The following is a 25,288-nucleotide window of genomic DNA, read 5'->3' as shown; positions in this document are numbered from 1 at the left end:
ATCGTTAAGCTTTATTCATTTGTGCAGACGTGCTGTTGGAACTCGTGAATCCGACGTCATTCTTCTTTTGCCACTTGTCCTGCTGAAACGTTGTACAGTTTAGCGTTACGTATCGCTTCGTGGTCTAAACCAGCAATGTTAGTCGTCGTTACAAATGTCTGCACTTGACCTTGCATGGTGTTCAACAGATGAGACTGACGGTAATCGTCTAGTTCCGATAGGACATCGTCCAACAGAAGGACAGGGGTTTCGCCGACTTCCTGTTTTACGAGATCGATTTCCGCAAGTTTTAGGGACAGCGCAGTCGTTCGTTGCTGCCCTTGCGATCCATACGTCTGTATATCGTAGCCATTCACAAAAAAATGGAGATCGTCTCGATGCGGTCCGATCAAAGTCATCCCACGATCCAATTCACGACGTCTCGATTCCTGTAATTTCTGGCTGAATATTTCTTCCATCTGTTCAGTAGTCTGCCCAGAATCCAACTCTTTTAAAGTGCCATATGACACTTTTAACTGTTCAAGTCCTCGCGAAATCCCTTTGTGAATCGGTTCTGCCCATTTTTGAAGCAGTTCGACAAAGTAGAATCGTTTTCGAATCAATTGAACAGCAATTTGAATATATTGTTCTGTATAAATATCGAACATGACGTCCGTAAAATCCATTTTACCGCGGTTATCTTTTAAAATGGCATTTCGCTGTTTAAGAATCTTTTGAAACGTAAGCAAGTCATGTAAGTAGACTGGAGAGATTTGGCCGATCTCCATGTCTAAAAACCTTCTACGGACTTGCGGACTGCCTTTTACAAGATTCAAATCTTCTGGTGCAAACATGACAACATTCAATTGACCGATGTAAAGACTCAGACGGTTTTGTTCCAAATGATTGACGCGAGCTTTCTTGCCTTTTTTAGAAATGGTCAATTCTAGCGGTAACCGTCCATATTTGCGTTGGACGTCCCCTTCTATTTTACCATACTCTTGCTCCCAGCGTATAAGTTCACGATCATTTGCTGTCCGATGCGACTTTGCCATCGACAATACATAGATGGCTTCCATGATATTCGTTTTACCTTGGGCGTTTTCACCGATTAGGACATTGATTTGAGGGGAAAAATCCAATGTTAGAGAAGAATAATTTCGATAATCTGTTAAGGCAAGTCGTTCAATGAACATCTGAATGACCGTCTACTGTAGATACAATTTTATACCTGCCGGATCCTGGTATATTTACAACATCACCGTCATATACTTTTTTACCTCTCCGACGCTCTTCTTCGCCATTCAAGTAAACAGTATGTTCTTCCAAAAACCATTTAGCCATGCCACCAGAGCTAATGACGTCGGTCATTTTTAGCAACTGGCCAAGCGTTATGAACGATGTGTCAATTCTAATCTCTTCCATTCGTTTCATTCCTTCACTTCGTAGTCTGTCCTTCTATTTTACCGAACTTTGCTCAGTAAGTAAAAGGGGGGCTCAGATTTGGATAAAAAACAGGACAAATTCGACCTTTTAGACTTGTCAACATGTGGATAAGTAAATATTTAACGCAGATGTCCTTCTAGTTATAAATTATTTTAATCCGTTCATTGGACTCCTACTTTGGGTCTTCTGAGGCTTTAGGGGAGTTATTTGAAAAAATTAAAAAAGAGCAGCAAACGAGCATTATTTACATGCCGCTTGCTGCGTATTTCCGCTGTACTGAATTAAAAAGTTCTGACCGGAAGAATTAATTGTAATATTGAGTCGCTATCAGTAGATTTCAAAATGAATGGGCGCATTGCACCTGTAAAGTGAATGGCGATATCTTGCGCATCAATCGCTTTTAAGGCATCCATCATATATTTTGCACTAAAGGATATTTTTAAATCTTCGCCGTTTACATCAATTGCTTCAATCGACTCTTCAACTTTACCGATTTCTGGTGAATTGGAAGAGATCTCGATGATTTTTCCTCCATCAGCTGAGAAACGGACAATGTTATTTCGTTCTTCACGAGCAAGTAATGATGCTCGGTCAATCGCTTGCAACAATTGGCGGCCATTCACATGTACAGTCGTTTTGTGCTCAGCTGGAATCAAACGAGAAGTGTCTGGATAATTACCTTCCAATAATCTGGAGTAGAACAAGACATTTCGAGATTTAAACAGTACTTGCTGATCAGCGATAACAATATCTACAAGTTCTGTATTGTCTTCTAAAATTTTGTTCAACTCTTGCAAACTTTTCCCTGGAATCACAACACTGAAGGCACTTTCAGGCATATTTTCAGGAACGATTTCACGGCGAGCAAGTCGGTGGCTGTCTGTTGCAACGCATACAAGTTTTTCGTCAATTGTTTCCCAATGTACTCCCGTAAGAATTGGACGAGTTTCTTGTTGGGACACAGCAAACACGGTTTCCCGAATAATTGATTTCATCAAATCAGATGGTAAGGAAAAACGGTATTCATCCTTCACATTAGGTAACACAGGATAGTCATCTGTACTTGAACCAATTAAGTGGAATTCAGATTTACCTGACTGAATATGTGTTTGCAAACCATTTTCAACTTCAATCGTGACATCATTCGTAGGAAGTTTACGTACAATTTCACTAAAAACTTTTGCTTGAAGAATGATTGAACCTGATTCAATGACGCGGATGATTTGTTCACCATTTTCTTCAACAGGAATGAACGTACAAATCGTAATATCCGAATCACTACCGGTCATTGTCAATCCTTTGTCATTTACTTCGATTTTTACCCCAGTCAATATCGGGTTTGCTACTTTTTGACTGATTGCTTTCATGACGTCATTCAATCCTTCGAGCAACCAGTCTCGCATTATTTCAAATTTCATTCTGCACCCTCGCTTATATAATTAATTAGTTATTAATAAAGATAGTAATAGTAATAGGGGCTGTGGAAATGTGGATAAGCCTGAGAATGCTAGATTTACAAAAGCTATTCACATGTGCATAAAGTGTTCATAGCTTGTAGCGAATTTTTATAGTTATACACATGTGGGCTTGTCCGTCTTTTACAGGTATGCTGTCAGACATGACCACTAAATTAGCCACGACCTAATGCATTTCGAATATCTTGAATATCTTGCTGCAAGTTTTGATCTTCCTTCATTTGTTGGGAGATTTTTTCATGCGCATGAATAACAGTTGAATGATCGCGACCCCCAAATTCCGACCCGATCTTAGGCAAGGACGAATCAGTCAGTTCACGCGATAGGTACATCGCAATTTGACGAGGAAAAGCGATTGCACGCGTTCTTTTCTTTGCTGTAAAGTCTTCAAGACGTACACTATAATGCTCCCCGACAGCTTTTTGAATGTCCAAAATGGTAACAGTTCTAGGACGTGAATTCGGTATGATATCTTTCAATGCTTCTGCAGCTAGGTCAGTCGTTATATCCATATTGACGAGTGAAGAGTAAGCGACGACCCGAATAAGCGCGCCTTCTAATTCACGTATGTTGGAATCAATTTGATTGGCAATGTACAACATCACTTCATCAGAAATATCGATCAGTCCATCCGCTTTCGCTTTCTTACGAAGGATGGCGATACGTGTTTCTAAATCAGGTGGAGCAATATCCGTTATTAATCCCCATTCAAAGCGCGAACGCAAGCGGTCTTCCAGTGTTGGAATCTCCTTTGGTGGACGATCACTTGATATGATAATTTGCTTCGATTCTTCATGAAGCGTATTAAAAGTATGGAAAAATTCCTCTTGTGTCTGTTCTTTTCCTGCAATGAACTGAATATCGTCTATTAATAGGACATCCACGTTCCGATACTGATTTCTAAATTCGCCGGCCTTGTTATTCATAATGGAATTAATGAATTCATTCGTAAATTTCTCCGACGACAAATAAACAACTTTAGCAGTCGGATCTTGTTCCATAATATAATGCCCGATTGCATGCATGAGGTGGGTTTTACCTAGTCCTACCCCTCCATAAATGAATAGGGGATTATAAGATTTTGCGGGCGCTTCCGCTACTGCAAGCGATGCAGCATGGGCGAACCGATTCCCTGAACCTATTACAAATGTATCAAATGTATATTTAGGATTTAACATGACTGATGCCGATTGAACTGGAGCTTTCTCCACTTGCTGAACAGTTGCCTTAGGCACAGGGAAATCGCTTTCTTCCATATCTTTTGGGACGACAAAATGTATAAAACGATCTTCGCCGGTCAAATCTGAAAGAATACCCGTTATCAAATGTACATAATGTGTTTCGAGCCAATCCTTCGCAAACGAATTTGGAACAGCAATCGTAACATTCTCATCTCCGTAGGACAGCAATTTCGTCGATTTCAACCAAGTTTCAAAACTGGGTCTGGAAATACGGTTTTCAATTTTCGACAATACACTGTCCCATAATTTATCTAGCTGATCCACTCGTGGGCCTCCTTTACTGACAAAATAAAAAACACAGGAATATGTATTATACACACAAATCAGCTGTGTGGATAACAAATATCCAAAAGTGTTGAAAAAATTATCCACAACCTATTAACAATTGTGGATAAGAAAAAGTCGGTTTATGTTTATTAACAGCAAAATCCTATACATTGTAACAAGAAACTACAACAAACACAAGGGATTCTATGAGTTATTAACAATAGCGACAATTGTGGAGAAAAACGTTATCCACAGCTTTTCATATGTGTAAAAGGTGTAGATAAGGGTTGTGCATAAAAAATACCGAAAAAAATTCTATAAACAAATTATGACCTGAGAAGAATTTGAAACTGTGGATAACCCAAATCCACAATCGAACCGTAGATTTTTTTGTCGATAAATGAAAGTAACAGATACAAACTGAAAAAAAGTATGAGTGAAAAAATGATTGACATTATAAGTAAAGGCATTTATACTGTTCAAGACTGTCAGATTGTAAAGGGACAATGCAGGAGGTGTCTTTAAAATGAAACGTACATTCCAACCAAATAAACGTAAACGTAGTAAAGTTCACGGCTTCCGTTCAAGAATGAGCTCAAAAAGCGGACGTAATATTCTCGCTGCTCGTCGTCGCAAAGGAAGAAAAGTGCTTTCAGCTTAAGACCACTGTACCCCAGTGGTTTTTTTTTTATATAACGAAAGAACAAAAGCGGAGAGTGGCGGTTAGGCGCGATAGGCATAAGGCAAAGATGCGAAGTGGCGTTCTTTGCCACACAGCAGCTTGGACTTATGACCCGAGCGCCTGCCACTCGGAGTCTGGATGAAACAAAAGCGGAGAGTGGCGGTTGCTCAGAGGTTCGCAGTCTAAATACGCGACATCCTGTCGCAACGACTGCATGACCAGCTTCCTGCTGGCCTCAGGCGCTGACCGACTAAAGACGCAACGTTTTGTGCAATCTCGGGACTTGAACTTCCTATTAATGAGGAGAAGTAGAGGAAGAGGCGCACTTTGCTTTTAACTTCTTGTCACAGCTAGCTGTTAGCTGAACTCAAGCTCATACGAATTAAAGTAGAAACAAATCCGTTAAAGTAATGAAAAAAGGGCATGATTAAAGGACGTGTATTTTGGAGGTGCAGAATATTGAAGAAGGAACAACGGATAAAAAAGAACGAAGATTTTCAGAAGGTATTTAAAAGAGGTAAATCCGTTGCAAATCGGCAATTTGTTGTTTATTCCTATAGAAGAGACAAGCAACAGCAGTTCCGGATCGGGTTGTCTGTCGGGAAGAAACTAGGGAATGCCGTAACACGAAATCGGATTAAACGATACATACGCCAATCTTTTTTGGAAATGAAAGACGACATTAAAAATGATACCGACTATGTTATTATCGCCAGACATCAGGCGGCCACATTGGATTTCCATGAAACGAAAAAAAGTTTGCAACACGTGTTAAAAATTGCAAAAGCATTTAAATGAAGCAGATCACACAGTAAGAAGTAGAACGTTACAAATGTTCATGATAAACTGAAACTATCTATGGACTGGATAGTAAAAATTTTGGGGGAAACGACTTGAAAAAGAAATCCTTATTAATACTCATGTTAACCGTGTTATCCGTATTTTTGGCCGGGTGTACAGAATTCAATGAGCCTATTTACGAAACAAGTGAAGGCTTCTGGAATAAATATATCGTTTGGCCAATTGTATCATTAATTGTCACATTTAAAGAATTACTCGGGACATATGGCTTCGGAATTATTGCCGTTACAATTATTATCCGCTTGATTCTCTTGCCGTTAATGATCAAGCAGGCACAAAGCTCAAAACGGATGCAGGAGATGCAACCTCTACTTACAGGCTTAAAAGAGAAATACAAATCTAAAGACGCGGTTACACAACAAAAGTACCGTGAAGAAATGCAAAAACTGATGACAGAGCAGAAAATTAATCCTGCAGCCGGTTGTCTACCAGTTTTGATTCAGATGCCGATCATTATCGGTCTATATCATGCAATTAGCAGAATGAATGCAACACCAGAAATCAATATCGGAAATTTCCTTTGGTTCGAACTAGCTGCACCAAGTATTACCCTTGCGATTGTGGCAGGTCTCATGCAACTCGCTGTATTACGGACAGGCCCTGCAATGGATAACCCACAAATGAGAATCATGATGTACATTATGCCTTTCATGATTATTATTTTCGGTACATTCTTACCAGCAGCACTTGCACTTTATTGGGTTATCGGTAACATCATTTCAATCATCCAAAATATCTTCATTTACAAACCCTTCAAGAAAAAAGAAGTGGTTCCTGTAAAAACGGGAGGGAAAAAGAAATGAACAAGATAACGCGAAAGGGAGCGACAGTAGACGCAGCAATAGAAGCGGCTCTGCAAGAACTCGGTTTGACGCGTGAACAAGTGAATGTGGAAGTAATAGAAAGCGGTAAAAAAGGGTTTCTTGGTTTCGGAGCAAAAGATGCGGAAGTCATTGTCACTGTAAATGAACCGCAAGTAGAGGACAATAACGAAACAGACACCGATGAGAAAGTGACTATTGAAGAACCTGAACAACTCGAAGTTGAACAACCAATTGAAGAACGATTTGAAGAGGAAATTGTTCTTGAAGTACAAGATTCCTCAAAAGTATCTGATGAAGTAGCCATTCATGAAACTAAAGCGTATGTAGTGGCCATTGCTAATGAAATGGGCATTGATGACCTGGTCGTTAACTATGAGCAGGACGGGAAATACATCACGTTCCAACTTGAAAGTGAAAAAGCGGCGTTCCTCATCGGAAAAAGGGGACAAACCTTGAATGCGTTGCAGCAATTGGCGCAACTCATTACAAACAAATTCTCAGAGCAATTCAAAGTTGTACGACTGGATGTTGGTGATTATAGAGAACGCCGAGAGCAATCATTGGAACAATTTGCAGAAAGAATGGCCGATCAAGCCGTACGAAATGGAAGAAAAGTAAAGCTTGAACCGATGCCATCCTATGAAAGAAAGATCATTCATAATGCATTATCCAATCGATTAGACATCGAAACGTATTCAGAAGGCACAGATCCGAATCGTTATTTAGTCATTGAGCCGATGAATTGATGCAGAGAACCTCCAAAACGTGTGAAAATCGCGTTTTGGAGGTTTTTTTGATGTTCATATTTAAAGATATTTTTGAGTTTTAATGTGGTGCTATAAAAAAAGAAGGAGGTATTAATCATATTTAGTTTCTATCGGTCAATTGCGGCTTCTATCGATCATTTTTTGAATTCTATCGATCACTTTATGTATCCTATCGTTCACATTATCAATTCTAATAACAATTTTAGGACTTACTATCTACTGTATCTATGTAATAAATACATTTAGATGGTTAACCTCTATTAATAAACCGTATCTTTTTTGAAAATTATTCATTTCACCAGCGTTTGTCGGGCTGAGCAAACGCCCTTTGCTTTTGTTAGCATCCAGACTCCGAGTGGCAGGCGCTCGGGTCATAAGTCCAAGCTGCTGTGTGGCAAAGAACGCCACTTCGCATCTTTGCCTTATGCCTGAGGCCAGCAGGAAGCTGGTCATGCAGTCGTTGCGACAGGATGTCGCGTATTTAGACTGCGAACCTCTGAGCAACCGCCACTCTCCGCTTTAGCATCGTCTAGACTCCGAGTGGCAGGCGCTCGGGTCGCTTCAAAGTAAAGGTAAAGGCAAAGAGCGCCTTTTCCTCTAATTCTCCGCCGTACAGGATGTACAAGTGCCGACGTTGCCACAGGACGTGGCGACTTTAGTCGGCCAGCGCCTGTCGCGCCTAACCGCCACTCTCCGCTTTTGTGTCATCCAGACTCCGGGCGCTAGCCCCTCGAGTCGCTTCGAAATTGACCAAAAGGTAAAAAACACCTTTTGTCAATTCCTCCAGCGCTTGTCGGGGCTAAGCAAGCGCCCTCCGCTTTTGCATCGTCTAGACTCCGAGTGGCAGGCGCTCGGGTCATAAGTCCAAGCTGCTGTGTGGCAAAGAACGCCACTTCGCATCTTTGCCTTATGCCTTTCGCACCTAACCGCCACTCTCCGCTTTAGTAATAAGTTATCCACATTTTTTTGTTTAGCGGCTAGGAGAAATGGTGAATTTGTGGTAGTATAAGATGTTAGATAGTCATGTCAAAACGGGTTATCCACATGTGGGTAATTACAGTTAGGAAGGTGAAGAACGTGCATTTTGATACTATAGCTGCTATTTCGACTCCGATGGGGGAAGGGGCTATTGCCATCGTCCGACTAAGTGGAGATGAGGCTATCGGCATTGCAGATCTCATTTTTCGGTCTCCCTCAGGAAAAAAACTTGTGGAAGAACCGTCACATACAATTCATTATGGGCACTTGGTAGAGCCAGCTTCAGGTGAAGTGGTGGAAGAAGTCATGGTTTCACTCATGAAAGCTCCTAAAACATTCACGCGTGAAGATGTGGTGGAAATAAACTGTCACGGCGGTGTGGTGGCAGTGAACCGTGTCCTCAACTTAGTGTTGAAAAATGGAGCTCGCCTTGCGGAACCAGGTGAGTTTTCAAAACGTGCCTTTTTAAATGGGCGCATCGATTTATCTCAGGCAGAAGCTGTCATGGATTTAATTCGTGCAAAAACGGATCGCGCTATGAATGTCGCGTTGAACCAAATGGAAGGGAAACTTTCCAGGTTGATTGGTGAATTGCGACAAGCTCTTCTGGAAACGTTGGCACAAGTCGAAGTAAATATCGATTATCCAGAGTATGACGATGTCGAAGAAGTGACCATTCCGTTGATGATTGAAAAAGGAACTTGGGTGAAGGAAGAGATTGAGAAATTACTTCGCACTTCATCCCAAGGAAAGATTCTCCGAGAAGGTCTCTCAACAGTTATTGTCGGAAGACCGAATGTAGGAAAATCCTCTTTACTCAACAGCCTTGTTCAGGAGAATAAAGCGATTGTTACCGATATCGCAGGAACGACACGTGATATAATCGAGGAATACGTCAACGTTAGAGGCGTTCCTTTACGACTTGTCGATACAGCTGGAATTCGGGAAACGGAAGACATTGTTGAACGAATCGGTGTGGAACGATCTCGCCAAGTGTTGAAAGAGGCGGATTTGATACTACTCGTGTTAAATGGTGCTGAAGAGCTAACGGAAGAGGACAAACGTCTCTTTGAAGCGACGGCAGGGATGGACGTTATAGTCGTCATTAACAAAACTGACTTGCCGCAACAAATCGATATGCAGCAAGTGAGTGAGCTTGCTGGTACAGGTACAATCGTCACGACATCGATACTCGAAGAACAAGGGATCGACGAATTGGAGGAATCCATTGCGAAGCTCTTCTTTGAAGGAACGCTCGAAGCAGGGGATCTTACCTATGTGTCAAACGCTCGTCATATCGCACTCCTTCACAAAGCTCATCAAACGATCCAAGACGCTATATCCGCTGCAGAAGCGCATGTACCAATCGATATGATCCAAATCGATGTAACGCGTACATGGGAACTTCTCGGTGAAATTGTTGGCGATACCGTCCAGGACAGTTTGATCAATCAACTGTTTTCACAATTCTGCCTCGGGAAATAACGACGTACTAAATGGTATACTATACATTCACATAGACACGGAACTAGCAAGTTAATTCAAAAATTAGGAAGGATGAACGAACATGCCACAATTTGAAGCAGGCACGTTCGATTGTATAGTCATCGGAGCAGGTCATGCTGGCGTTGAAGCGGCATTGGCTTCAGCGAAGATGGGTGCATCGACATTGGTGCTTACGATGAACTTAGATATGATCGCGTTCATGCCATGTAATCCGTCACTTGGAGGTCCTGCAAAAGGGATCGTCGTCCGGGAAATTGACGCACTTGGCGGAGCGATGGCAAAAGTAATTGACAAAACACACATCCAAATGCGGATGTTAAATACAGGGAAAGGACCTGCTGTCAGAGCGCTTCGTGCACAGGCAGACAAAGTCCTTTACCAACAAGAAATGAAACGGGTACTCGAAGAACAAGAAAACTTGAAACTTCACCAAGGTGTCGTGGAAGAATTGATTGTTGAAGAGGATGAAGTGAAAGGTGTCGTCACGCAAATTGGTGCAATCTATCGCGCCAAATCCGTCATCATTACGACGGGAACGTTTTTACGTGGCGAAGTCATTATCGGGGATCTGAAATATTCAAGTGGGCCAAACAACCAAATGCCAGCCATTAAGCTCGCTGAAAATTTGCAAGCACTCGGTCTAGACATGGTTCGTTTTAAAACAGGTACACCTCCGCGTATTAACGGGAAAACGATTGATTACAGTAAAACCGAAATTCAACCAGGTGATGAAGAACCACGTGCGTTCAGTTACGAAACGACACAATTCATCATGGACCAATTGCCATGCTGGTTAACGTACACAACACCTACAACGCATGAAATTATCAATGAAAACCTTCATCTATCCCCGATGTACTCAGGGATGATTAAAGGAAAAGGGCCAAGTTACTGCCCGTCAATCGAGGATAAGATCGTCCGTTTTGCAGACAAATCACGTCATCAAATTTTCCTTGAACCTGAAGGTAGAAATACAAAAGAGTATTATGTCCAAGGTCTTTCAACAAGCTTGCCGGAACATGTTCAACGCAGATTACTCGAAAGTGTACCGGGACTTGAAAAAGCAGAAATGCTTCGTGCTGGATATGCTATTGAGTATGATGCAGTTACACCGACGCAGCTGTGGCCAACGCTTGAAACGAAAAAGATCAAAAATCTATATACGGCTGGTCAAATTAACGGCACATCAGGGTACGAAGAAGCTGCTGCACAAGGTATTATGGCCGGTATTAACGCAGCAAGTAAAGTTCTTGGTAAAGAAGAAGTCATTCTGGGTCGTGCTGATGCATACATCGGCGTACTAATTGATGACCTTGTGACGAAAGGAACGAGCGAGCCGTATCGACTGTTGACGTCAAGAGCCGAGTATCGTTTATTATTACGTCATGACAACGCGGATCTCCGTCTAACGGAAATTGGCTATCGTCTTGGTATGATTAGTGAGGAGCGTTACGAAAAATTCCTCCTTAAAAAGCAACAAATTGAGGAAGAAGTGGAACGCCTACGTAAAGTGACGATAAAACCGAGTGAAGCTGTTCAAGAAATTATTCGGGAATCAGAAGGAACAGAGCTGCGCGAACCGATGAAAGCTGCAGATCTGTTAAAACGTCCAGAAATGAAATACAACCAAATTATTCGCGTTGTGCCACGTGAAGAGCCAGTGACTGAAGAAGTGGCGGAACAAGTTGAGATTTCCATTAAGTATGAAGGCTATATTGAAAAGTCGATGCAGCAAGTGGAACGTATGAAAAAGATGGAGAACAAACGCATTCCAGAAAACATTGACTACCATGCAATTACAGGCATTGCGAAAGAAGCAAAAGCGAATTTAACAGCAGTTAGACCATTGTCCATTGCACAAGCATCACGGATTTCAGGGGTAAATCCTGCTGATATCTCCATTTTACTTGTCTATATTGAACAAGGGAAAATTGCTAAAATATCAGGATAACATCAAGTGACTGATGTGGAGTTCAAGTCCGCATCAGTCTTTTTTAAAAGGAGGATCCGAGTGAACGAGGAACAATTTGTAGCCAAGTTACACGAACAAGGAATACAGTTATCGGAGAACCAAATTCAACAATTTAGAAAATATTTCCATATGTTAGTTGAGTGGAACGAAAAGATGAACTTAACAGCAATTACAGATGCACCATCAGTCTATTTAAAACATTTCTATGATTCCATTACGGCTGCGTTTTATGTAGACTTGAATGGTAAGCAATCGATTTGTGATGTAGGAGCAGGGGCAGGATTTCCGAGTATCCCATTAAAGATTTGTTTCCCGGACTTATCTGTTACGATTGTCGATTCATTAAACAAACGAATTACATTTTTAACTGAATTAGCAAAAGAGCTTCAGTTAAACAACGTCCACTTTATTCATTCAAGAGCTGAAGATTTTGGTCAGAATAGTAAGTACCGTGAACAATTTGATCTTGTCACAGCACGTGCAGTTGCTCGGTTATCCGTTCTATCGGAATTATGTGTACCTCTCGTTAAAGAAGGGGGCATGTTTGTTGCCATGAAAGGTGCAGCTGCAGAAGAAGAATTACTAGATGCGAAAAAAGCAATCACCGTGCTAGGTGCAGAACTGATTGAAAAGCATTCATTTAACTTGCCTATGGAAGAAAGTGAAAGAAATATATTTATTCTGAATAAAACCAAAAAGACACCTAAGAAATACCCGCGTAAACCGGGCATACCTAATAAAACACCAATCATGTAATTGTTTCACGTGGAACATATCTCAAACTATTGTGGTAGTATGATATTCAATAGATTCTATCCTTTAATAAGTAGTTAAGAGGATATATAATAGATATGACGAAATAGCTAATGAATAGATGAGCAGTTTTGTAAAGGTGGTGCCGGGATGAAAAATACGTTTTCACGTTTTTTTGGTAATAACGATAAAGAAATCGAGAATAAAGATGTGGAAGAAATAATACCACAAGAAAAAGTCGATCAAGTAGATATAGAATTAATTAAGCCTAATAAATATCAACCTCGTACAATTTTTTCGGATGAGAAAATTGAAGAGCTAGCGAGAACAATCCATACGCATGGCGTGATACAACCCATTGTTATACGTAAGGCAGAAGAAGGGTACGAAATAATTGCAGGTGAACGACGATTCCGTGCAATGAAAAAGCTCGGTTGGAAAGAAGTACCTGCTATTATTCGTAACTTAGATGATAAAGAAACTGCTTCCATTGCTCTCATTGAAAACTTACAACGCGAAGAATTGACAGCGATAGAGGAAGCGTATGCGTATGAAAAATTATTGGAACTACACGGACTGACTCAAGAAGCATTAGCGCAACGACTTGGTAAGGGTCAATCAACAATTGCCAATAAACTTCGATTGTTAAAGCTACCTGATGAAATAAAAAATAAAATCCTCTCCAAAGAATTGTCAGAAAGACATGCTAGAGCGCTTATTTCTGTAAAAGATACCGACTTACAGTCAAAACTTTTTCAAGAAGCCATTGACGAGCAACTTAATGTGAAACAATTGGAAGAACGTATTCAGGCAGCATTAAATCCTGTCGAAGAAGAAAAAGTGAAAAAGAAAGCGGTTAAACGGAAATCTGTTAGTAAAGATGTACGAATTGCACTCAATACGATTCGACAGTCCTTACAGCTTGTCACAAAAAGCGGTATTAATGTAAAGACTGAAGAAGAAGATACAGATGATTTTTATACGATTACTGTTAAAATTCCTAAAAAGAAATAATTCCATTCCTATTCTATTTCTCGTGCATTAAGCGAGAAGGCTCTTGCTTCACTATGGGCAAGAGTTTTTTTGCGCTATACATTACCATGTACGGCGCTTTTTTGATAAACTAGTATGTGTAGTGTTTCGCTACGAAAATAAGAAGTTGTTATAAAACAATTGAACTAGAATAAAAAATCGTGAGTTTAAATTTGTATAGGGTTGTTACGTATACAATTTTTTTAAAGTTTTCTTCTACTGAAGGAATTCAAGTATACGTAAAGAGAAAAGATAGTAATTGAAAATGGAATGAAGAGTGAGAAAGCAGGTGCAAGCGTGGGAAAAATTTTAGCCATAGCCAATCAAAAGGGAGGAGTTGGGAAGACGACCACTTCTGTTAACTTAAGTGCTTGCCTTGCACATATCGGCAAAAAAGTATTATTAATTGACGCTGATCCACAAGGGAACGCTACGAGCGGGGTAGGGGTCAACAAAGGTGATGTACATCAATGCATATATGATATGTTGATTGATGATGTGAACATTCAAGAAGTCATTCACCATACGAAGATGGAGAATCTCGATATTGTACCAGCAACCATTTCTTTGGCTGGCGCGGAAATTGAGCTTGTTTCAACAATCTCTCGCGAAGTTCGCATGAAACATGCTATCCAAGATGCGAAGGATATATATGATTACATCATCATTGATTGTCCACCTTCACTCGGGCTGTTAACAATTAACTCCTTAACAGCAGCTGATGCTGTCATTATCCCTGTGCAATGTGAGTACTATGCGTTAGAAGGGTTAAGTCAGTTGTTAAGCACAATCCGTCTGGTCCAGAAACATTTAAATGAAAGTTTAATGATTGATGGCGTATTGTTGACGATGTTTGATGCACGGACAAATTTAGGAATTCAAGTCATTGAAGAAGTGAAAAAGTATTTTCAAGATAAAGTGTACGGAACGATCATTCCACGAAATGTACGACTGAGTGAAGCGCCAAGCCATGGAGAACCAATTATTATGTATGATGCGAGATCAAGAGGCGCGGAAGTATATTTAGAGCTGGCAAAGGAAGTGGTGCACAATGGCTAAAGGTCTTGGAAAAGGTTTGAACGCTTTATTTCCAGAAGAATCGTTAACAAAAGCTGAAAAGGTTGAAAGCATTCGTTTAAAAAGTATAAAAGTGAATCCGTATCAACCGAGAAAATTGTTTGACGAGAATGCGATTCAAGAACTGAGTGAGTCCATTAAGGAACATGGTGTCCTTCAACCCATTATCGTCCGAAAAGTAGGAACGATGTTTGAGATTGTCGTAGGGGAAAGACGTTTTCGCGCCGCTAAATTAGCTGGCCAGTTGGAAATTCCCGCTGTCGTCCGTCAATTGACCGATGAAGAATCGATGGAAATGGCAATTCTTGAGAACTTGCAACGTGAAGATTTAACACCAATTGAAGAGGCTGAGGCGTATCAAAAGTTAATGGATAACTTGAATGTTACACAAGAGCAGCTCGCTTTTCGACTTGGGAAAAGTCGCCCTCACATTGCAAATCACATCCGACTACTGAGCCTTCCAGACAAAGTGAGAAAAATGATCATGGAAGGAAAGCTATCGATGGGTCACGGTCGCACACTTCTCGGTTTGCGAAAAAAGGAACAAATCTTGCTAATCGCCGAAAAGACGATTCAGGAAGGTTTAAACGTTCGTCAACTTGAGCGCTTAGTACACCGACTGAACGAAGATGTTCCACGTGAAACAAAACCAGAAAAGAAAGATATTTTCCTTGAAGAGAGAGAAACAAACTTACGTGAGTTTTTCGGTACAAACGTAACAATAAAGAAATCGAAAAACAAAGGAAAAATTGAAATAGAATTTTTCAATGAAGAAGATCTTGAAAGAATTTTAGAGTTGTTGAATGATTAAGCATGTACCTATTTTGCTCCTCTTGCAAAATAGGTATTATTTTTAGTAATTGGAAGTGGTGCAGTGGTTTTATTTGGATCAATCGTAAACTTTGCTTTAATAATTGTAGGTGCTTTAATCGGACGTGTCTTACATAACATTCCAGAACGTATGAAAGAAACGGTCATGTATGGAATTGGATTAGCAGTTGTCGCAATCGGAATTCAAATGACTTTTGAAAGTACACAGTTATTAATTGTAATTGTTAGTATTGTGATTGGAGCAGTAATAGGTGAGTGGCTGAACTTAGATGACAAGGTGAATCGTTTAGGAAAATGGATTGAGCAGAAGCTTCCCACTCCTAAAAAAGAAGGGCCTGCAATTTCACAAGGCTTTGTTACTGCAACGCTAATTTTTGTTGTCGGGTCAATGGCTATAATTGGTGCAATCGACAGTGGACTACGGAATGACCATGATGTATTAATCATGAAGGGGATTATTGATGGATTTACTTCAATTATTCTCAGTTCAACACTTGGGATTGGGGTAATCTTCGCTGCAGTCCCAGTATTGCTTTACCAAGGCGCAATCACATTATTTTCAACGCAAATCAGTCGTTTTGTGCCTGAGGAGTTATTACAATTTTTCATCTCAGAAATGACAGCGACTGGTGGACTTATGATTGTTGCCATCGGCTTAAATTTAATTGGCCTTACAAAAATACGAGTAGCAAATCTAGTTCCGGGCATTTTTGTAGTAGGGGTTATTGTAACACTTGTCCATAATTTGTTTTAAAGCGTCCATGAGCTAGCTGGATAGCACGCGAAATAACACGGCTCATTTCAAAGGATAAGTGAAGACGCGTGCTCTGTAAGACAGCTTGTTCCATGAAGCCTGAAATGTTGACGACACCTTTAATGGACAAATCGCCAACCGGTGGCAAATCTTTTCCAACAGCTTTCCCTGGGTAGAGGGGGCCGTTCTGAAAAAGCAAATGACCAATGGAATCGCTTCTACCTAAGCAAGCGTCAATCGCGACAATAAAGGTGGATGGATCTGCAGTCAACTTATCATCTAAATGTTGTTGTAAATTCAACGCATGCAAAGGATTTTCGAGTGTACCGACGACTGAATATGGAAACAATAGTGATTCAGACAAATGTGAGCCTGTTAGAGGTCCTAGCGCATCACCTGTGGAGCGGTCTGTTCCGATACAAAAGAATGTCAATGATTCCCGTTCAAAAGGGATATGGTGAAGGAAGTATGAGCTTAGCTTCCAAACAGCACCGATTTCATTATAATGAAGGCGGTAGTCGTAATTCGTAGAAAGTGCTGAGTGCATGACAAAACTCCATTCTAAAAGTAATAGGAATAATATATTGGTTGTTTAGCAGTATACGCGGCTCGTTCAAGTTTTATACGAAAAGGAGGATTTGCGATTGACGGAGGATGTAAAAGACCAGACGAGAGAAGAAATGGGGAAGCTCGGAAAGTTTTTATTGAATGAAGAGACGTGGATCAATTTCGGTTTCATCGCACTAAAGATAATTGCCATCGTTGTCATTTCAGTGCTCATTGTTAATGTAGGAAAACGAATTATTCGTAAGGTCTTTAAGTTGAAAATCAAGGGACCGATACGAAAAGAAGAACGACGTGAACGCACGTTATTGAAGTTGTTGGAAAATACACTTAGTTATGTCGTGTATTTTTCAGCAATCTTGGCGATTTTGCAGGAATTCACAATCGACGTAAAAGGCCTTCTTGCAGGCGCTGGCGTATTGGGACTTGCCGTTGGGTTTGGTGCACAAAGTCTTGTAAAAGACGTCATTTCAGGATTTTTTATATTATTTGAGGATCAATTTTCTGTAGGAGATTACGTGAAAATTGGTACAGCGGAAGGAATCGTTGAAGAAATCGGATTACGGACGACAAAGTTAAAAAGCTTTTCAGGCGAAATCTACATCTTACCCAATGGAACAATCGCACAAGTTGTCAATTATTCGATGAAAAATTCCTTAGCAATCATTGATGTGAAGATTCCCTTTGAGCAAGGTGTCGAACAGGTTGAACAGGCCATTGAGGAATATTTGGAAGCGATGAGTGTGGATAATCCAGACTTGTTGAGTAAAGCAAGATTAGTTGGTGCAAATGATTTTACGGAAGATTCTGTTATAGAACGAGTAATTGCTGAAACAAAACCAATGCGCCATTTTGATACGGCGAGAAGTTTGAGTGTAGGCATTAAAAAACATTTGCAAGAAAAAGGAATAGAAATTCCTTATCCTACGCTTGTCACGAAGAGTTTTGAAAATCGATAATGACATATGGGGGAAGAAAAATGATGAATAAAGAATTTCATTTACATGATATAGTAGAGATGAAAAAACAGCACCCATGTGGAACAAATGCATGGAAGATTATACGAATGGGTGCAGACATTCGTATTAAGTGTGAAGGTTGTGGACATAGTGTCATGATTCCACGAAACGAGTTTGCAAAGAAGATGAAAAAGGTTCTCGTACAAGCAAATACCGAACATTAATTAGACAGAAACGCGAACAATTCTTATAATGGAAGAGTTGCGAAACTGAATTTTACGATTGACCTAAATGAAAGGTTGGGAAATAAATGGCGTTAACAGCTGGAATTGTTGGATTACCAAACGTTGGAAAGTCAACCCTTTTCAATGCAATTACAAAGGCAGGGGCAGAAGCTGCCAACTATCCATTCTGTACAATTGATCCGAACGTAGGGATTGTTGAAGTACCTGACGATAGACTTCAAAAGCTAACTGAACTTGTAGTACCTAAAAAGACGGTTCCAACAGCTTTTGAATTTACTGATATTGCTGGGATTGTAGAAGGAGCAAGTAAAGGGGAAGGACTGGGCAATAAATTCCTTTCGCATATTCGTGAAGTCGATGCAATTTGCCAAGTTGTCCGTTGTTTTGTCGATGAAAACATTACACACGTGTCTGGAAAAGTAAATCCAATTGATGACATCGAAGTAATTAATCTGGAATTGATTCTTGCTGACTTGGAAAGCGTGGACAAGCGTTTGGCACGTGTTTCTAAAATGGCGAAGCAAAAAGATAAAGACTCCATGGCTGAAGAGCCTGTGCTTTTAAAGTTAAAAGAAGCATTTGAAAATGACAAGCCAGCTCGTTCAGTAGAATTGACACCTGAAGAATACAATCTCATTAAAGGGATGCATTTATTAACGATCAAACCGATGCTTTATGTCGCGAACGTTTCAGAAGATGAAATCGCAGATGCTGCAAACAATGAGTATGTCAAAATGGTACAAGAATTTGCGGAGCAGGATCATTCGGAAGTCATCATCGTTTGTGCAAAAATCGAAGAAGAAATGGCTGAACTTGATGATGAAGAAAAAGAAATGTTCCTTAGCGAGTTAGGCATCGAGGAATCAGGACTTGACCAGCTCATTAAAGCTGCGTACCATCTACTGGGCCTAGCAACATACTTCACTGCAGGTGTCCAAGAAGTACGTGCTTGGACGTTCCGTAAAGGAATGAAAGCACCACAATGTGCGGGCGTCATCCACACCGACTTCGAACGTGGATTTATCCGTGCAGAAACCGTATCGTACGATGCCCTCGTTGAGGCTGGCTCAATGGCAGCTGCGAAAGAAGCAGGTAAAGTGCGCCTTGAAGGAAAAGAATACATCGTTCAAGACGGCGATGTCATGTTATTCAGATTCAATGTATAAGTGCAGATAGAAAAGGAAAAGAGGCTGGGACAAAACTCTAAATAGACCGTTCCTCTGCGCTCCAAAAGGCACGCTTTCCGCGGGGCGCGCTTGAGCCTCCTCGTCCGCTGCGCTGCCTGCGGGGTCTCAACATTCGCGCTATAATCCCGCAGGAGTCGGCCTTTTTCCGCTCCGACTCACTCAAGAATTTGAAAAGAAACACTGGAAAAATATAAAAAACTGCATGAAAGGCGAATTAGCCATAATGCAGTTTTTTTATGTTATGTCCCAGCCTCATTCTTTTGGCATGATACGGAGATCGTGAACGAATGAGATCTTGATCATTGCAGGCGAGTAGGTTGATACAAATATAGTTTCGGTTGTTCAGGATCATCTTTTACGAGCCAGTCGTCAGGCAGTTTGCGCAGTTCTTTGTACATTGCAAAATCCCCCGCAGCACCTCCAATGAGGAATGCAGCAAGACCGATGAGCAGGCCGCTTTCCAATGCTAATCCAATGACGGCAGGGAGGATACCAGTCGTCCAAAATGGAAGTAAGAGTGCTTTACGGATTGCCTGATTGGTCATTGGTACGTTCGTGGTAGCGTATGCGATTCCTAATTTAAGGTTAACGCCAACAATCATGCTTTTCCATGGAACTTTGCCGTATAGACGAAACCCGATTAGGTGGAACAGTTCATGGAAGATGATGAGTACAATGTAGCCAATAATGAATAAGAAGATAGACGAAAACGTGATTGTAAAGGATAGCTCTTGTTGAATAAGTGCTAATACGACGAGTAAACCAACTAAAGACAAAATGGTCAGTAGGAGACCTTTCTTCGCAACTTTTGGTAAATCGATTTCGATAATTTTATTGGGTTCAGTAGATAGATTCACGGAACATCACTCCTTGTCATTAGTATACATAATTAAATTGTTGTATGTTTGAAAGTAGTATGTTAAAATATGATGATGTGAGTAATAAATAATTACTTACTCCTTGCCCGCCGTAAGAAGTGGGCCAAAGTCCATAAGGAGGTGACTGAAGATGAGAAAGTACGAAATCATGTACATTATTCGTCCGACATTGGAAGATGAAGCTAAAAAAGCATTGATCAACCGTTTCGATGAGATCCTAACTTCTAACGGAGCGGAAATCATCGAGTCGAAAGAGTGGGGCAAGCGTCGTCTTGCATACGAAATCGACGATCTACGTGAAGGCTTCTACCAATTGGTGACAGCTAACGCTACGACTGAAGCAATCGATGAATTCAATCGTCTTGCGAACATTAATGAAGAAATCATTCGTCATATGGCTGTTCGTTTAGACAACTAATCCATATAAGCACGAAATGTTAGAACCTGTTAAAAGGTGGAACTTGAAAATGATGAGGGAGGTTGCAATCTGATGATTAACCGTGTCGTTTTAGTTGGCCGATTGACAAAAGATCCTGAACTCAAGTATACACAGGGCGGAGTAGCGGTAACACGTTTTACGCTTGCAGTGAATCGGACATTCTCGAACCAACAGGGAGAGCGTGAAGCTGATTTCATTAACTGTGTCACTTGGCGAAAACAGGCGGAGAACACTGCGAACTTTTTACGCAAAGGAAGTCTTGCAGGCATCGAAGGTCGTATTCAAACGAGTAGCTTTGATGGACAAGACGGCAAGCGTGTCTTTATGACGGAAGTTGTAGCGGACAGCGTGCAATTCCTTGAGCCGCGTAGTGCGAATTCTGAGAGGTCTGGAGCTTCCTATGGCGGCTCACCACAGAACGAACAGCCTTATTATCAGAATCAGCAGCCAAACCAGCAATATCAACAACCAAACCAACAAAATTACACACGTACGGATAATGATCCGTTCTCAACTGGTGGCGGCCCGATCGAAGTATCGGATGACGATTTACCGTTCTGATCCATCATGTTTCGTACGTATAAAAAAGGAGGGAAAGCGATATGGCACCACGCCGTGGAGGTAAAAGACGTCGTAAAGTTTGTTACTTTACTTCAAACAACATTACACACATCGACTACAAAGATACTGATCTACTTAAGAAATTCGTTTCTGAACGTGGAAAAATCTTGCCTCGTCGTGTAACAGGTACAAGCGCGAAATACCAACGTAAACTAACGTCTGCTATTAAACGTGCTCGTATTATGGCACTTCTTCCGTTCGTAGCGGAAGAGAGATAAGTTGATTTTTGTAACCGCCTTATGTCACTGGAATTCCAGTGCAAAGGCGGTTTTTTCATACGTCTTAAAACATGGGCATATTGTATAGGAATTTCTAAAAGCAATTTGTCCTCGTGTTTATGAACAGTTAGACCTAGTTTGCTCATTATGAAGTCCAATTGGATGAAAGCGTTTCGACAGCGCTGTTTATCCCGTACATATAAAAAACTGAACGTGTATAGGACTTTACTTGGTCATTGAGATGAGTACGGTCTTTGGTTAATAACTTTAATCGTGATACAATTATAAGAAATCCTATTCGTTTCAGGATACTACTTTAAAAATAGTCCATTGACTGGACGGAGGAACAAATTCATGCAAGACCACTCACAAAAGCTTGTTTTTGGTGCGATGATGGTCGCCTTTTTTACAATTCTGTTAGCTGGAGCTTTTTACATACCGCTAATTGGGGTTGTCATTTTTCCATTCATACCGTTGCCCATCATCCTTTATCGATTACGGTATAATAGAATTTCTACAATTTTTGTTGTTTTTAGCGGAAGTTTGTTAACACTTCTAGTTGGAGGGTTGTACATAATCCCGCTTGCTGTCCTGTTAGGTGTGTTAGGTTTTTTAATAGCCGAAACCATTTTGATTGGAAAATCCAAGTTGTATACGTTCATGGCTTCTGGTATCTATTTAATTGCAATCGGCATGCTGGGGTATATCATTGGCGTACTATTTTTTAACTTCAATGTCGTAGATCTTATTTTTCAAGCAATGAACGAAACAAAAGGGCAATTTCTTCAGTCTTTTGAGGCGACAGGCATGGAACCGAAATTGTACGAAAGCATTGTGGAATCGGCTTTCGTCTATTATCAATCTGCAATTCCAGCGATGTTTATTCTAATGGTATACGTTTTTACATTTCTGATGGTTATTCCGAACTTTGAAGTGCTGAGGAGACTTGGCCATGACGTACCGAAATTTTCACCATTTCGTGAGATGAGATTACCACTCATTACAATCTTCATTTACGGTTTGTTCGTTGTACTTCCATACATGATGGACATACGACCAGAATCGTCTGCCTATTTGTTCTACGTGAATGCAACGATAATTATTCGAACATTATTAGCTCTTCAAGGGTTTGCGTTAATTTTATACATCATGCATACGTTGAAGTTGCCAAAGGTTGTATCATTTTTTTCAGTCTTGTTAGCGTTTCTATTTAATCCTATAACGACACTTCTCGGTATTCTTGACATCGGCATGAACATTAGGGCATTGATTGGAAAAGACAACTTGAAGTAAGGGGATGAGACGATGAAGTCATTTTTTAGAAAAAGAGCAATCCGGTATCCATTGACTGTCATATCTCTCCTTGGATTGATAGCAGCTTTCCTATTGTTCTTATTAAACTTCTGGGCAGGACTTTTATTTACAATTTGCTTTACGATTTCCATCGGCATTGCTTGGAAAGTAGAAGACCAAACGTATATTGAAACAGAAAAACATATTGAAGCCCTTTCATATCGTATGAAGAAGGTTGGAGAAGAAGCGCTATTGGAATTACCGATTGGCATTTTACTCTTTAATGAAAAGCAGATTGTCGAATGGGCAAATCCATATGCTGTTGAGATATTTGAAAAAGAAACGTTGATCGGAGAAGAGCTCCTTGAGTTATCCGATGGCTTTCAATCCGTCTTAAAGAGTGAAGACCAGCAGTCTATGTTGAAAGTCGATGATTCAACATACAAAGTCATTTATCGGGCAGAAGAGAAGTTGCTCTATTTATTTGATGTGACGGAAAGAGTGACAATCGAATCGCTGTACTACAAAGATCGTACTGTCCTTGGCATTATGTTAATTGATAATTATGATGAACTGGCACAGACAATGGATGATCAAACACGTAGTCAGCTCAATTCACTTGTGACGTCTCTTGTAAACCGATGGGCGACAGACAACGGAATCTTTGTAAAACGAATTGCTTCCGATCGGTTTATTGCTGTGTTTAATGAAGCCATTTTGTCCAAGCTCGAAACGGCAAAGTTTACAATACTGGATGATATTCGCGAAAAGACGGCTGTTCAAAATGCAGGAATGACGTTAAGTATCGGTGTTGGAACTGGTTCTGCCTCTCTTACTGAGCTAGGGGAGCTGGCCCAATCAAGCCTTGACCTCGTATTAGGGCGCGGCGGGGACCAAGTTGCCATTAAGCATACAGATGGCAAGCTGAAATTTTTTGGAGGAAAGACGAACCCGGTTGAGAAGAGGACCCGAGTTCGTGCCCGTGTCATTTCCCATGCATTGCGAGATTTGATTCAAGGAAGCGACAAAGTATTAATTATGGGTCATAAGATGCCAGATATGGATGCAATCGGTGCTTCTATCGGCGTGAGGAAAATGGCTCGGATGAATAATATCCAAGGACAGGTCGTATTAAACTTTGATGAATTGGACGCGAGTGTCACACGTCTAATGGAGGAAATTAAAAAGGACGAAGAGTTATACGCTCAATTCATTGACCCGGATGAAGCGTTAGCGGCAGTGACTGAAAAAACACTACTCATTGTTGTCGATACGCATAAACCGAGCATGGTGATTGATGAACGTTTAATTGATAAGGCTGAGAAAGTCGTTGTGATTGATCACCATCGACGTGGTGAAGAATTCATTAACAATACGATGCTTGTCTATATGGAACCGTATGCTTCCTCTACTGCGGAACTTGTTACGGAGTTGCTGGAGTACCAACCGAAGCATGAAAAGCTCACGATGCTGGAGGCGACTGCTCTGTTAGCCGGTATTGTCGTCGATACGAAAAGCTTCACGTTACGGACAGGTTCCCGTACATTTGAAGCCGCGTCGTATTTGCGGACATTAGGGGCAGATACCGTTCTTGTTCAACGGTTATTGAAGGAAGACATTGATACGTATATCGAGCGTTCAAAACTCATTGAGACCGTCGAGCTGACGCCGGAGGGCATTGCAATTGCTAAAGGACAGGACGAGGTCGTCTATGGCTCAGTCCTCATTGCACAGACGGCAGATATATTGTTAACAATGAAAGATGTGATTGCTTCGTTTGTCATTGCGTACCGTTCAGATGGCAAAATTGGCATTAGTGCTCGTTCTTTAGGGGAGTTGAATGTGCAACTCGTCATGGAAGAGCTTGGTGGCGGTGGGCATTTAACAAATGCTGCCTGTCAGCTAGAAGTGGGAACAATAGAAGAAGCGGAAGCATTATTAAAAACCGCTATAGAAGATAAATTGGAAAGGGGAAATTGAACATGAAAGTAATCTTCTTGAAAGACGTCAAAGGTAAAGGTAAAAAAGGTGAAGTGAAAGAAGTGTCAGTTGGTTATGCACAGAACTTCTTGTTGAAAAACAACATGGCCGTAGAGGCAACTCCTGCAAACCTCAGTCAATTAAAAGGCCAACAAAAACGTGCTGAAAAGGATGCAGCTGAAGAATTAGCAGAAGCAGAAAAGTTAAAAGCACAACTTGAGGAAATTACTGTTGAATTAAAAGCAAAATCAGGAGAAGGTGGTCGACTATTCGGTTCGATTACAACAAAACAAATTGCAAGTGCGCTTGAAAAAGACCATAAGATTAAAGTGGATAAACGTAAAATGGAACTTCCAGATGCTATTCGTGCACTTGGTTATACAAACGTGCCGATTAAGTTGCATCAGGATGTAACAGCTACGCTTAAAGTCCATGTAACAGAAGAATGATAGGGAGCGA

26 protein-coding genes are annotated in these 25,288 nt (G+C 40.8%); 20 read left to right on the top strand and 6 right to left on the bottom strand.

Going from position 1 to position 25,288, the window contains the following annotated elements:
• Positions 1–56: 56 nt before the first annotated feature.
• The 4 genes from recF to dnaA form a co-directional block, all read right to left on the bottom strand.
• Positions 57–1,175, bottom strand: a complete 1,119-nt coding sequence (gene recF / locus NRI27_RS11380) for a DNA replication/repair protein RecF (RefSeq protein WP_371390779.1) — start codon at positions 1,173–1,175, stop codon at positions 57–59.
• Positions 1,165–1,404, bottom strand: coding sequence for a S4 domain-containing protein YaaA (yaaA, locus tag NRI27_RS11375; RefSeq protein ID WP_317945328.1), 240 nt, complete (start codon positions 1,402–1,404; stop codon positions 1,165–1,167). Before yaaA ends, recF begins: the two co-directional genes overlap by 11 nt.
• A 302-nt stretch (positions 1,405–1,706) precedes the next feature.
• Positions 1,707–2,843 carry a DNA polymerase III subunit beta gene (gene dnaN, locus NRI27_RS11370; RefSeq protein ID WP_317945326.1) on the bottom strand — a complete coding sequence of 379 codons (1,137 nt, stop codon included), beginning with the start codon at positions 2,841–2,843 and terminating at the stop codon, positions 1,707–1,709.
• A 212-nt stretch (positions 2,844–3,055) separates the two neighbouring features.
• The gene (dnaA, locus tag NRI27_RS11365; RefSeq protein WP_317945324.1) at positions 3,056–4,405 is read right to left on the bottom strand and encodes a chromosomal replication initiator protein DnaA; all 1,350 of its coding nucleotides are present in this window, start codon (positions 4,403–4,405) and stop codon (positions 3,056–3,058) included.
• A gap of 529 nt (positions 4,406–4,934) precedes the next feature.
• Between dnaA and rpmH the strand changes: the two genes are divergently transcribed.
• The 11 genes from rpmH (at position 4,935) to NRI27_RS11310 (ending at position 16,445) form a co-directional block, all read left to right on the top strand.
• On the top strand, positions 4,935–5,069 hold the full coding sequence (gene rpmH, locus NRI27_RS11360; RefSeq protein WP_317945322.1) for a 50S ribosomal protein L34: 135 nt from the start codon (positions 4,935–4,937) through the stop codon (positions 5,067–5,069).
• 480 nt (positions 5,070–5,549) lie between these two features.
• Positions 5,550–5,888, top strand: coding sequence for a ribonuclease P protein component (gene rnpA / locus NRI27_RS11355; protein ID WP_317945320.1), 339 nt, complete (start codon positions 5,550–5,552; stop codon positions 5,886–5,888).
• Between the two features lie 95 nt (positions 5,889–5,983).
• Positions 5,984–6,754 carry a membrane protein insertase YidC gene (gene yidC, locus NRI27_RS11350; protein ID WP_371390778.1) on the top strand — a complete coding sequence of 257 codons (771 nt, stop codon included), beginning with the start codon at positions 5,984–5,986 and terminating at the stop codon, positions 6,752–6,754.
• Positions 6,751–7,521, top strand: coding sequence for an RNA-binding cell elongation regulator Jag/EloR (gene jag / locus NRI27_RS11345; RefSeq protein WP_371390777.1), 771 nt, complete (start codon positions 6,751–6,753; stop codon positions 7,519–7,521). The genes yidC and jag overlap by 4 nt, the downstream gene beginning before the upstream one ends.
• Before the next feature lie 1,098 nt (positions 7,522–8,619).
• Positions 8,620–10,005, top strand: coding sequence for a tRNA uridine-5-carboxymethylaminomethyl(34) synthesis GTPase MnmE (mnmE, locus tag NRI27_RS11340; protein ID WP_371390776.1), 1,386 nt, complete (start codon positions 8,620–8,622; stop codon positions 10,003–10,005).
• Between the two features lie 82 nt (positions 10,006–10,087).
• Positions 10,088–11,977, top strand: coding sequence for a tRNA uridine-5-carboxymethylaminomethyl(34) synthesis enzyme MnmG (gene mnmG / locus NRI27_RS11335; protein ID WP_371390775.1), 1,890 nt, complete (start codon positions 10,088–10,090; stop codon positions 11,975–11,977).
• 60 nt (positions 11,978–12,037) lie between these two features.
• Complete coding sequence (gene rsmG / locus NRI27_RS11330) at positions 12,038–12,754, top strand: 16S rRNA (guanine(527)-N(7))-methyltransferase RsmG (protein ID WP_317945310.1); 717 nt, start codon at positions 12,038–12,040, stop codon at positions 12,752–12,754.
• A gap of 147 nt (positions 12,755–12,901) precedes the next feature.
• Positions 12,902–13,765 carry a nucleoid occlusion protein gene (noc, locus tag NRI27_RS11325; RefSeq protein WP_371390774.1) on the top strand — a complete coding sequence of 288 codons (864 nt, stop codon included), beginning with the start codon at positions 12,902–12,904 and terminating at the stop codon, positions 13,763–13,765.
• A gap of 315 nt (positions 13,766–14,080) precedes the next feature.
• The gene (locus NRI27_RS11320; protein WP_317945306.1) at positions 14,081–14,842 is read left to right on the top strand and encodes a ParA family protein; all 762 of its coding nucleotides are present in this window, start codon (positions 14,081–14,083) and stop codon (positions 14,840–14,842) included.
• Complete coding sequence (locus NRI27_RS11315; protein ID WP_317945305.1) at positions 14,835–15,671, top strand: ParB/RepB/Spo0J family partition protein; 837 nt, start codon at positions 14,835–14,837, stop codon at positions 15,669–15,671. The genes NRI27_RS11320 and NRI27_RS11315 overlap by 8 nt, the downstream gene beginning before the upstream one ends.
• 63 nt (positions 15,672–15,734) lie before the next feature.
• Positions 15,735–16,445 (top strand): DUF554 domain-containing protein, encoded by a 711-nt coding sequence (locus NRI27_RS11310; RefSeq protein ID WP_371390773.1) that lies wholly within the window; start codon positions 15,735–15,737, stop codon positions 16,443–16,445.
• On the opposite strand, the gene yyaC is transcribed toward NRI27_RS11310, so the two are convergent.
• Positions 16,414–16,992: a spore protease YyaC gene (yyaC, locus tag NRI27_RS11305; RefSeq protein WP_317945301.1), complete on the bottom strand. Its 579-nt coding sequence runs from the start codon at positions 16,990–16,992 to the stop codon at positions 16,414–16,416. The two genes, NRI27_RS11310 and yyaC, sit on opposite strands and share 32 nt — an antisense overlap.
• Positions 16,993–17,089: 97 nt before the next feature.
• Between yyaC and NRI27_RS11300 the strand changes: the two genes are divergently transcribed.
• The 3 genes from NRI27_RS11300 to ychF all read left to right on the top strand — a co-directional run bounded on the left by NRI27_RS11300 (position 17,090) and on the right by ychF (position 19,379).
• On the top strand, positions 17,090–17,968 hold the full coding sequence (locus NRI27_RS11300) for a mechanosensitive ion channel family protein (RefSeq protein WP_317945300.1): 879 nt from the start codon (positions 17,090–17,092) through the stop codon (positions 17,966–17,968).
• 20 nt (positions 17,969–17,988) lie between these two features.
• A complete protein-coding gene (locus NRI27_RS11295) occupies positions 17,989–18,192 on the top strand; it encodes a DUF951 domain-containing protein (RefSeq protein ID WP_317945298.1) in 204 nt (67 codons plus the stop codon).
• 86 nt (positions 18,193–18,278) lie between these two features.
• Complete coding sequence (ychF, locus tag NRI27_RS11290) at positions 18,279–19,379, top strand: redox-regulated ATPase YchF (RefSeq protein ID WP_371390771.1); 1,101 nt, start codon at positions 18,279–18,281, stop codon at positions 19,377–19,379.
• Between the two features lie 320 nt (positions 19,380–19,699).
• On the opposite strand, the gene NRI27_RS11285 is transcribed toward ychF, so the two are convergent.
• Positions 19,700–20,257 (bottom strand): DUF3267 domain-containing protein, encoded by a 558-nt coding sequence (locus tag NRI27_RS11285; protein WP_371390770.1) that lies wholly within the window; start codon positions 20,255–20,257, stop codon positions 19,700–19,702.
• A 151-nt stretch (positions 20,258–20,408) separates the two neighbouring features.
• Between NRI27_RS11285 and rpsF the strand changes: the two genes are divergently transcribed.
• The 6 genes from rpsF (at position 20,409) to rplI (ending at position 25,278) form a co-directional block, all read left to right on the top strand.
• Entirely contained in the window at positions 20,409–20,696 is a 288-nt protein-coding gene (rpsF, locus tag NRI27_RS11280) for a 30S ribosomal protein S6 (protein WP_371390769.1), read from the top strand.
• A 72-nt stretch (positions 20,697–20,768) separates the two neighbouring features.
• Positions 20,769–21,278, top strand: coding sequence for a single-stranded DNA-binding protein (gene ssb / locus NRI27_RS11275; RefSeq protein WP_317945293.1), 510 nt, complete (start codon positions 20,769–20,771; stop codon positions 21,276–21,278).
• A gap of 41 nt (positions 21,279–21,319) precedes the next feature.
• A complete protein-coding gene (gene rpsR / locus NRI27_RS11270; RefSeq protein WP_317945291.1) occupies positions 21,320–21,556 on the top strand; it encodes a 30S ribosomal protein S18 in 237 nt (78 codons plus the stop codon).
• A gap of 354 nt (positions 21,557–21,910) precedes the next feature.
• Complete coding sequence (locus tag NRI27_RS11265) at positions 21,911–22,849, top strand: YybS family protein (RefSeq protein ID WP_371390768.1); 939 nt, start codon at positions 21,911–21,913, stop codon at positions 22,847–22,849.
• Between the two features lie 12 nt (positions 22,850–22,861).
• On the top strand, positions 22,862–24,829 hold the full coding sequence (locus NRI27_RS11260) for a DHH family phosphoesterase (protein ID WP_371390767.1): 1,968 nt from the start codon (positions 22,862–22,864) through the stop codon (positions 24,827–24,829).
• A gap of 2 nt (positions 24,830–24,831) precedes the next feature.
• On the top strand, positions 24,832–25,278 hold the full coding sequence (rplI, locus tag NRI27_RS11255) for a 50S ribosomal protein L9 (RefSeq protein ID WP_317945286.1): 447 nt from the start codon (positions 24,832–24,834) through the stop codon (positions 25,276–25,278).
• The last annotated feature ends 10 nt before the right edge of the window (positions 25,279–25,288 follow it).

The organism is Sporosarcina sp. OR05, assembly GCF_041414805.1.
In the GTDB taxonomy this organism is placed as follows: domain Bacteria; phylum Bacillota; class Bacilli; order Bacillales_A; family Planococcaceae; genus Sporosarcina; species Sporosarcina saromensis.
The sequence above is the reverse complement of the archived record's forward strand: the minus strand, read 5'-3'. Positions and strand labels throughout refer to the sequence as shown.

Coding starts and splice junctions, on each gene's coding strand:
- recF (WP_371390779.1), bottom strand. CDS start 1,175: ATGTTCATTGAACGACTTGCCTTAACAGATTATCGAAATTATTCTTCT.
- yaaA (WP_317945328.1), bottom strand. CDS start 1,404: ATGGAAGAGATTAGAATTGACACATCGTTCATAACGCTTGGCCAGTTG.
- dnaN (WP_317945326.1), bottom strand. CDS start 2,843: ATGAAATTTGAAATAATGCGAGACTGGTTGCTCGAAGGATTGAATGAC.
- rpmH (WP_317945322.1), top strand. CDS start 4,935: ATGAAACGTACATTCCAACCAAATAAACGTAAACGTAGTAAAGTTCAC.
- jag (WP_371390777.1), top strand. CDS start 6,751: ATGAACAAGATAACGCGAAAGGGAGCGACAGTAGACGCAGCAATAGAA.
- mnmG (WP_371390775.1), top strand. CDS start 10,088: ATGCCACAATTTGAAGCAGGCACGTTCGATTGTATAGTCATCGGAGCA.
- noc (WP_371390774.1), top strand. CDS start 12,902: ATGAAAAATACGTTTTCACGTTTTTTTGGTAATAACGATAAAGAAATC.
- NRI27_RS11315 (WP_317945305.1), top strand. CDS start 14,835: ATGGCTAAAGGTCTTGGAAAAGGTTTGAACGCTTTATTTCCAGAAGAA.
- yyaC (WP_317945301.1), bottom strand. CDS start 16,992: ATGCACTCAGCACTTTCTACGAATTACGACTACCGCCTTCATTATAAT.
- NRI27_RS11295 (WP_317945298.1), top strand. CDS start 17,989: ATGATGAATAAAGAATTTCATTTACATGATATAGTAGAGATGAAAAAA.
- ychF (WP_371390771.1), top strand. CDS start 18,279: ATGGCGTTAACAGCTGGAATTGTTGGATTACCAAACGTTGGAAAGTCA.
- rpsF (WP_371390769.1), top strand. CDS start 20,409: ATGAGAAAGTACGAAATCATGTACATTATTCGTCCGACATTGGAAGAT.
- ssb (WP_317945293.1), top strand. CDS start 20,769: ATGATTAACCGTGTCGTTTTAGTTGGCCGATTGACAAAAGATCCTGAA.
- rpsR (WP_317945291.1), top strand. CDS start 21,320: ATGGCACCACGCCGTGGAGGTAAAAGACGTCGTAAAGTTTGTTACTTT.
- NRI27_RS11265 (WP_371390768.1), top strand. CDS start 21,911: ATGCAAGACCACTCACAAAAGCTTGTTTTTGGTGCGATGATGGTCGCC.
- NRI27_RS11260 (WP_371390767.1), top strand. CDS start 22,862: ATGAAGTCATTTTTTAGAAAAAGAGCAATCCGGTATCCATTGACTGTC.
- rplI (WP_317945286.1), top strand. CDS start 24,832: ATGAAAGTAATCTTCTTGAAAGACGTCAAAGGTAAAGGTAAAAAAGGT.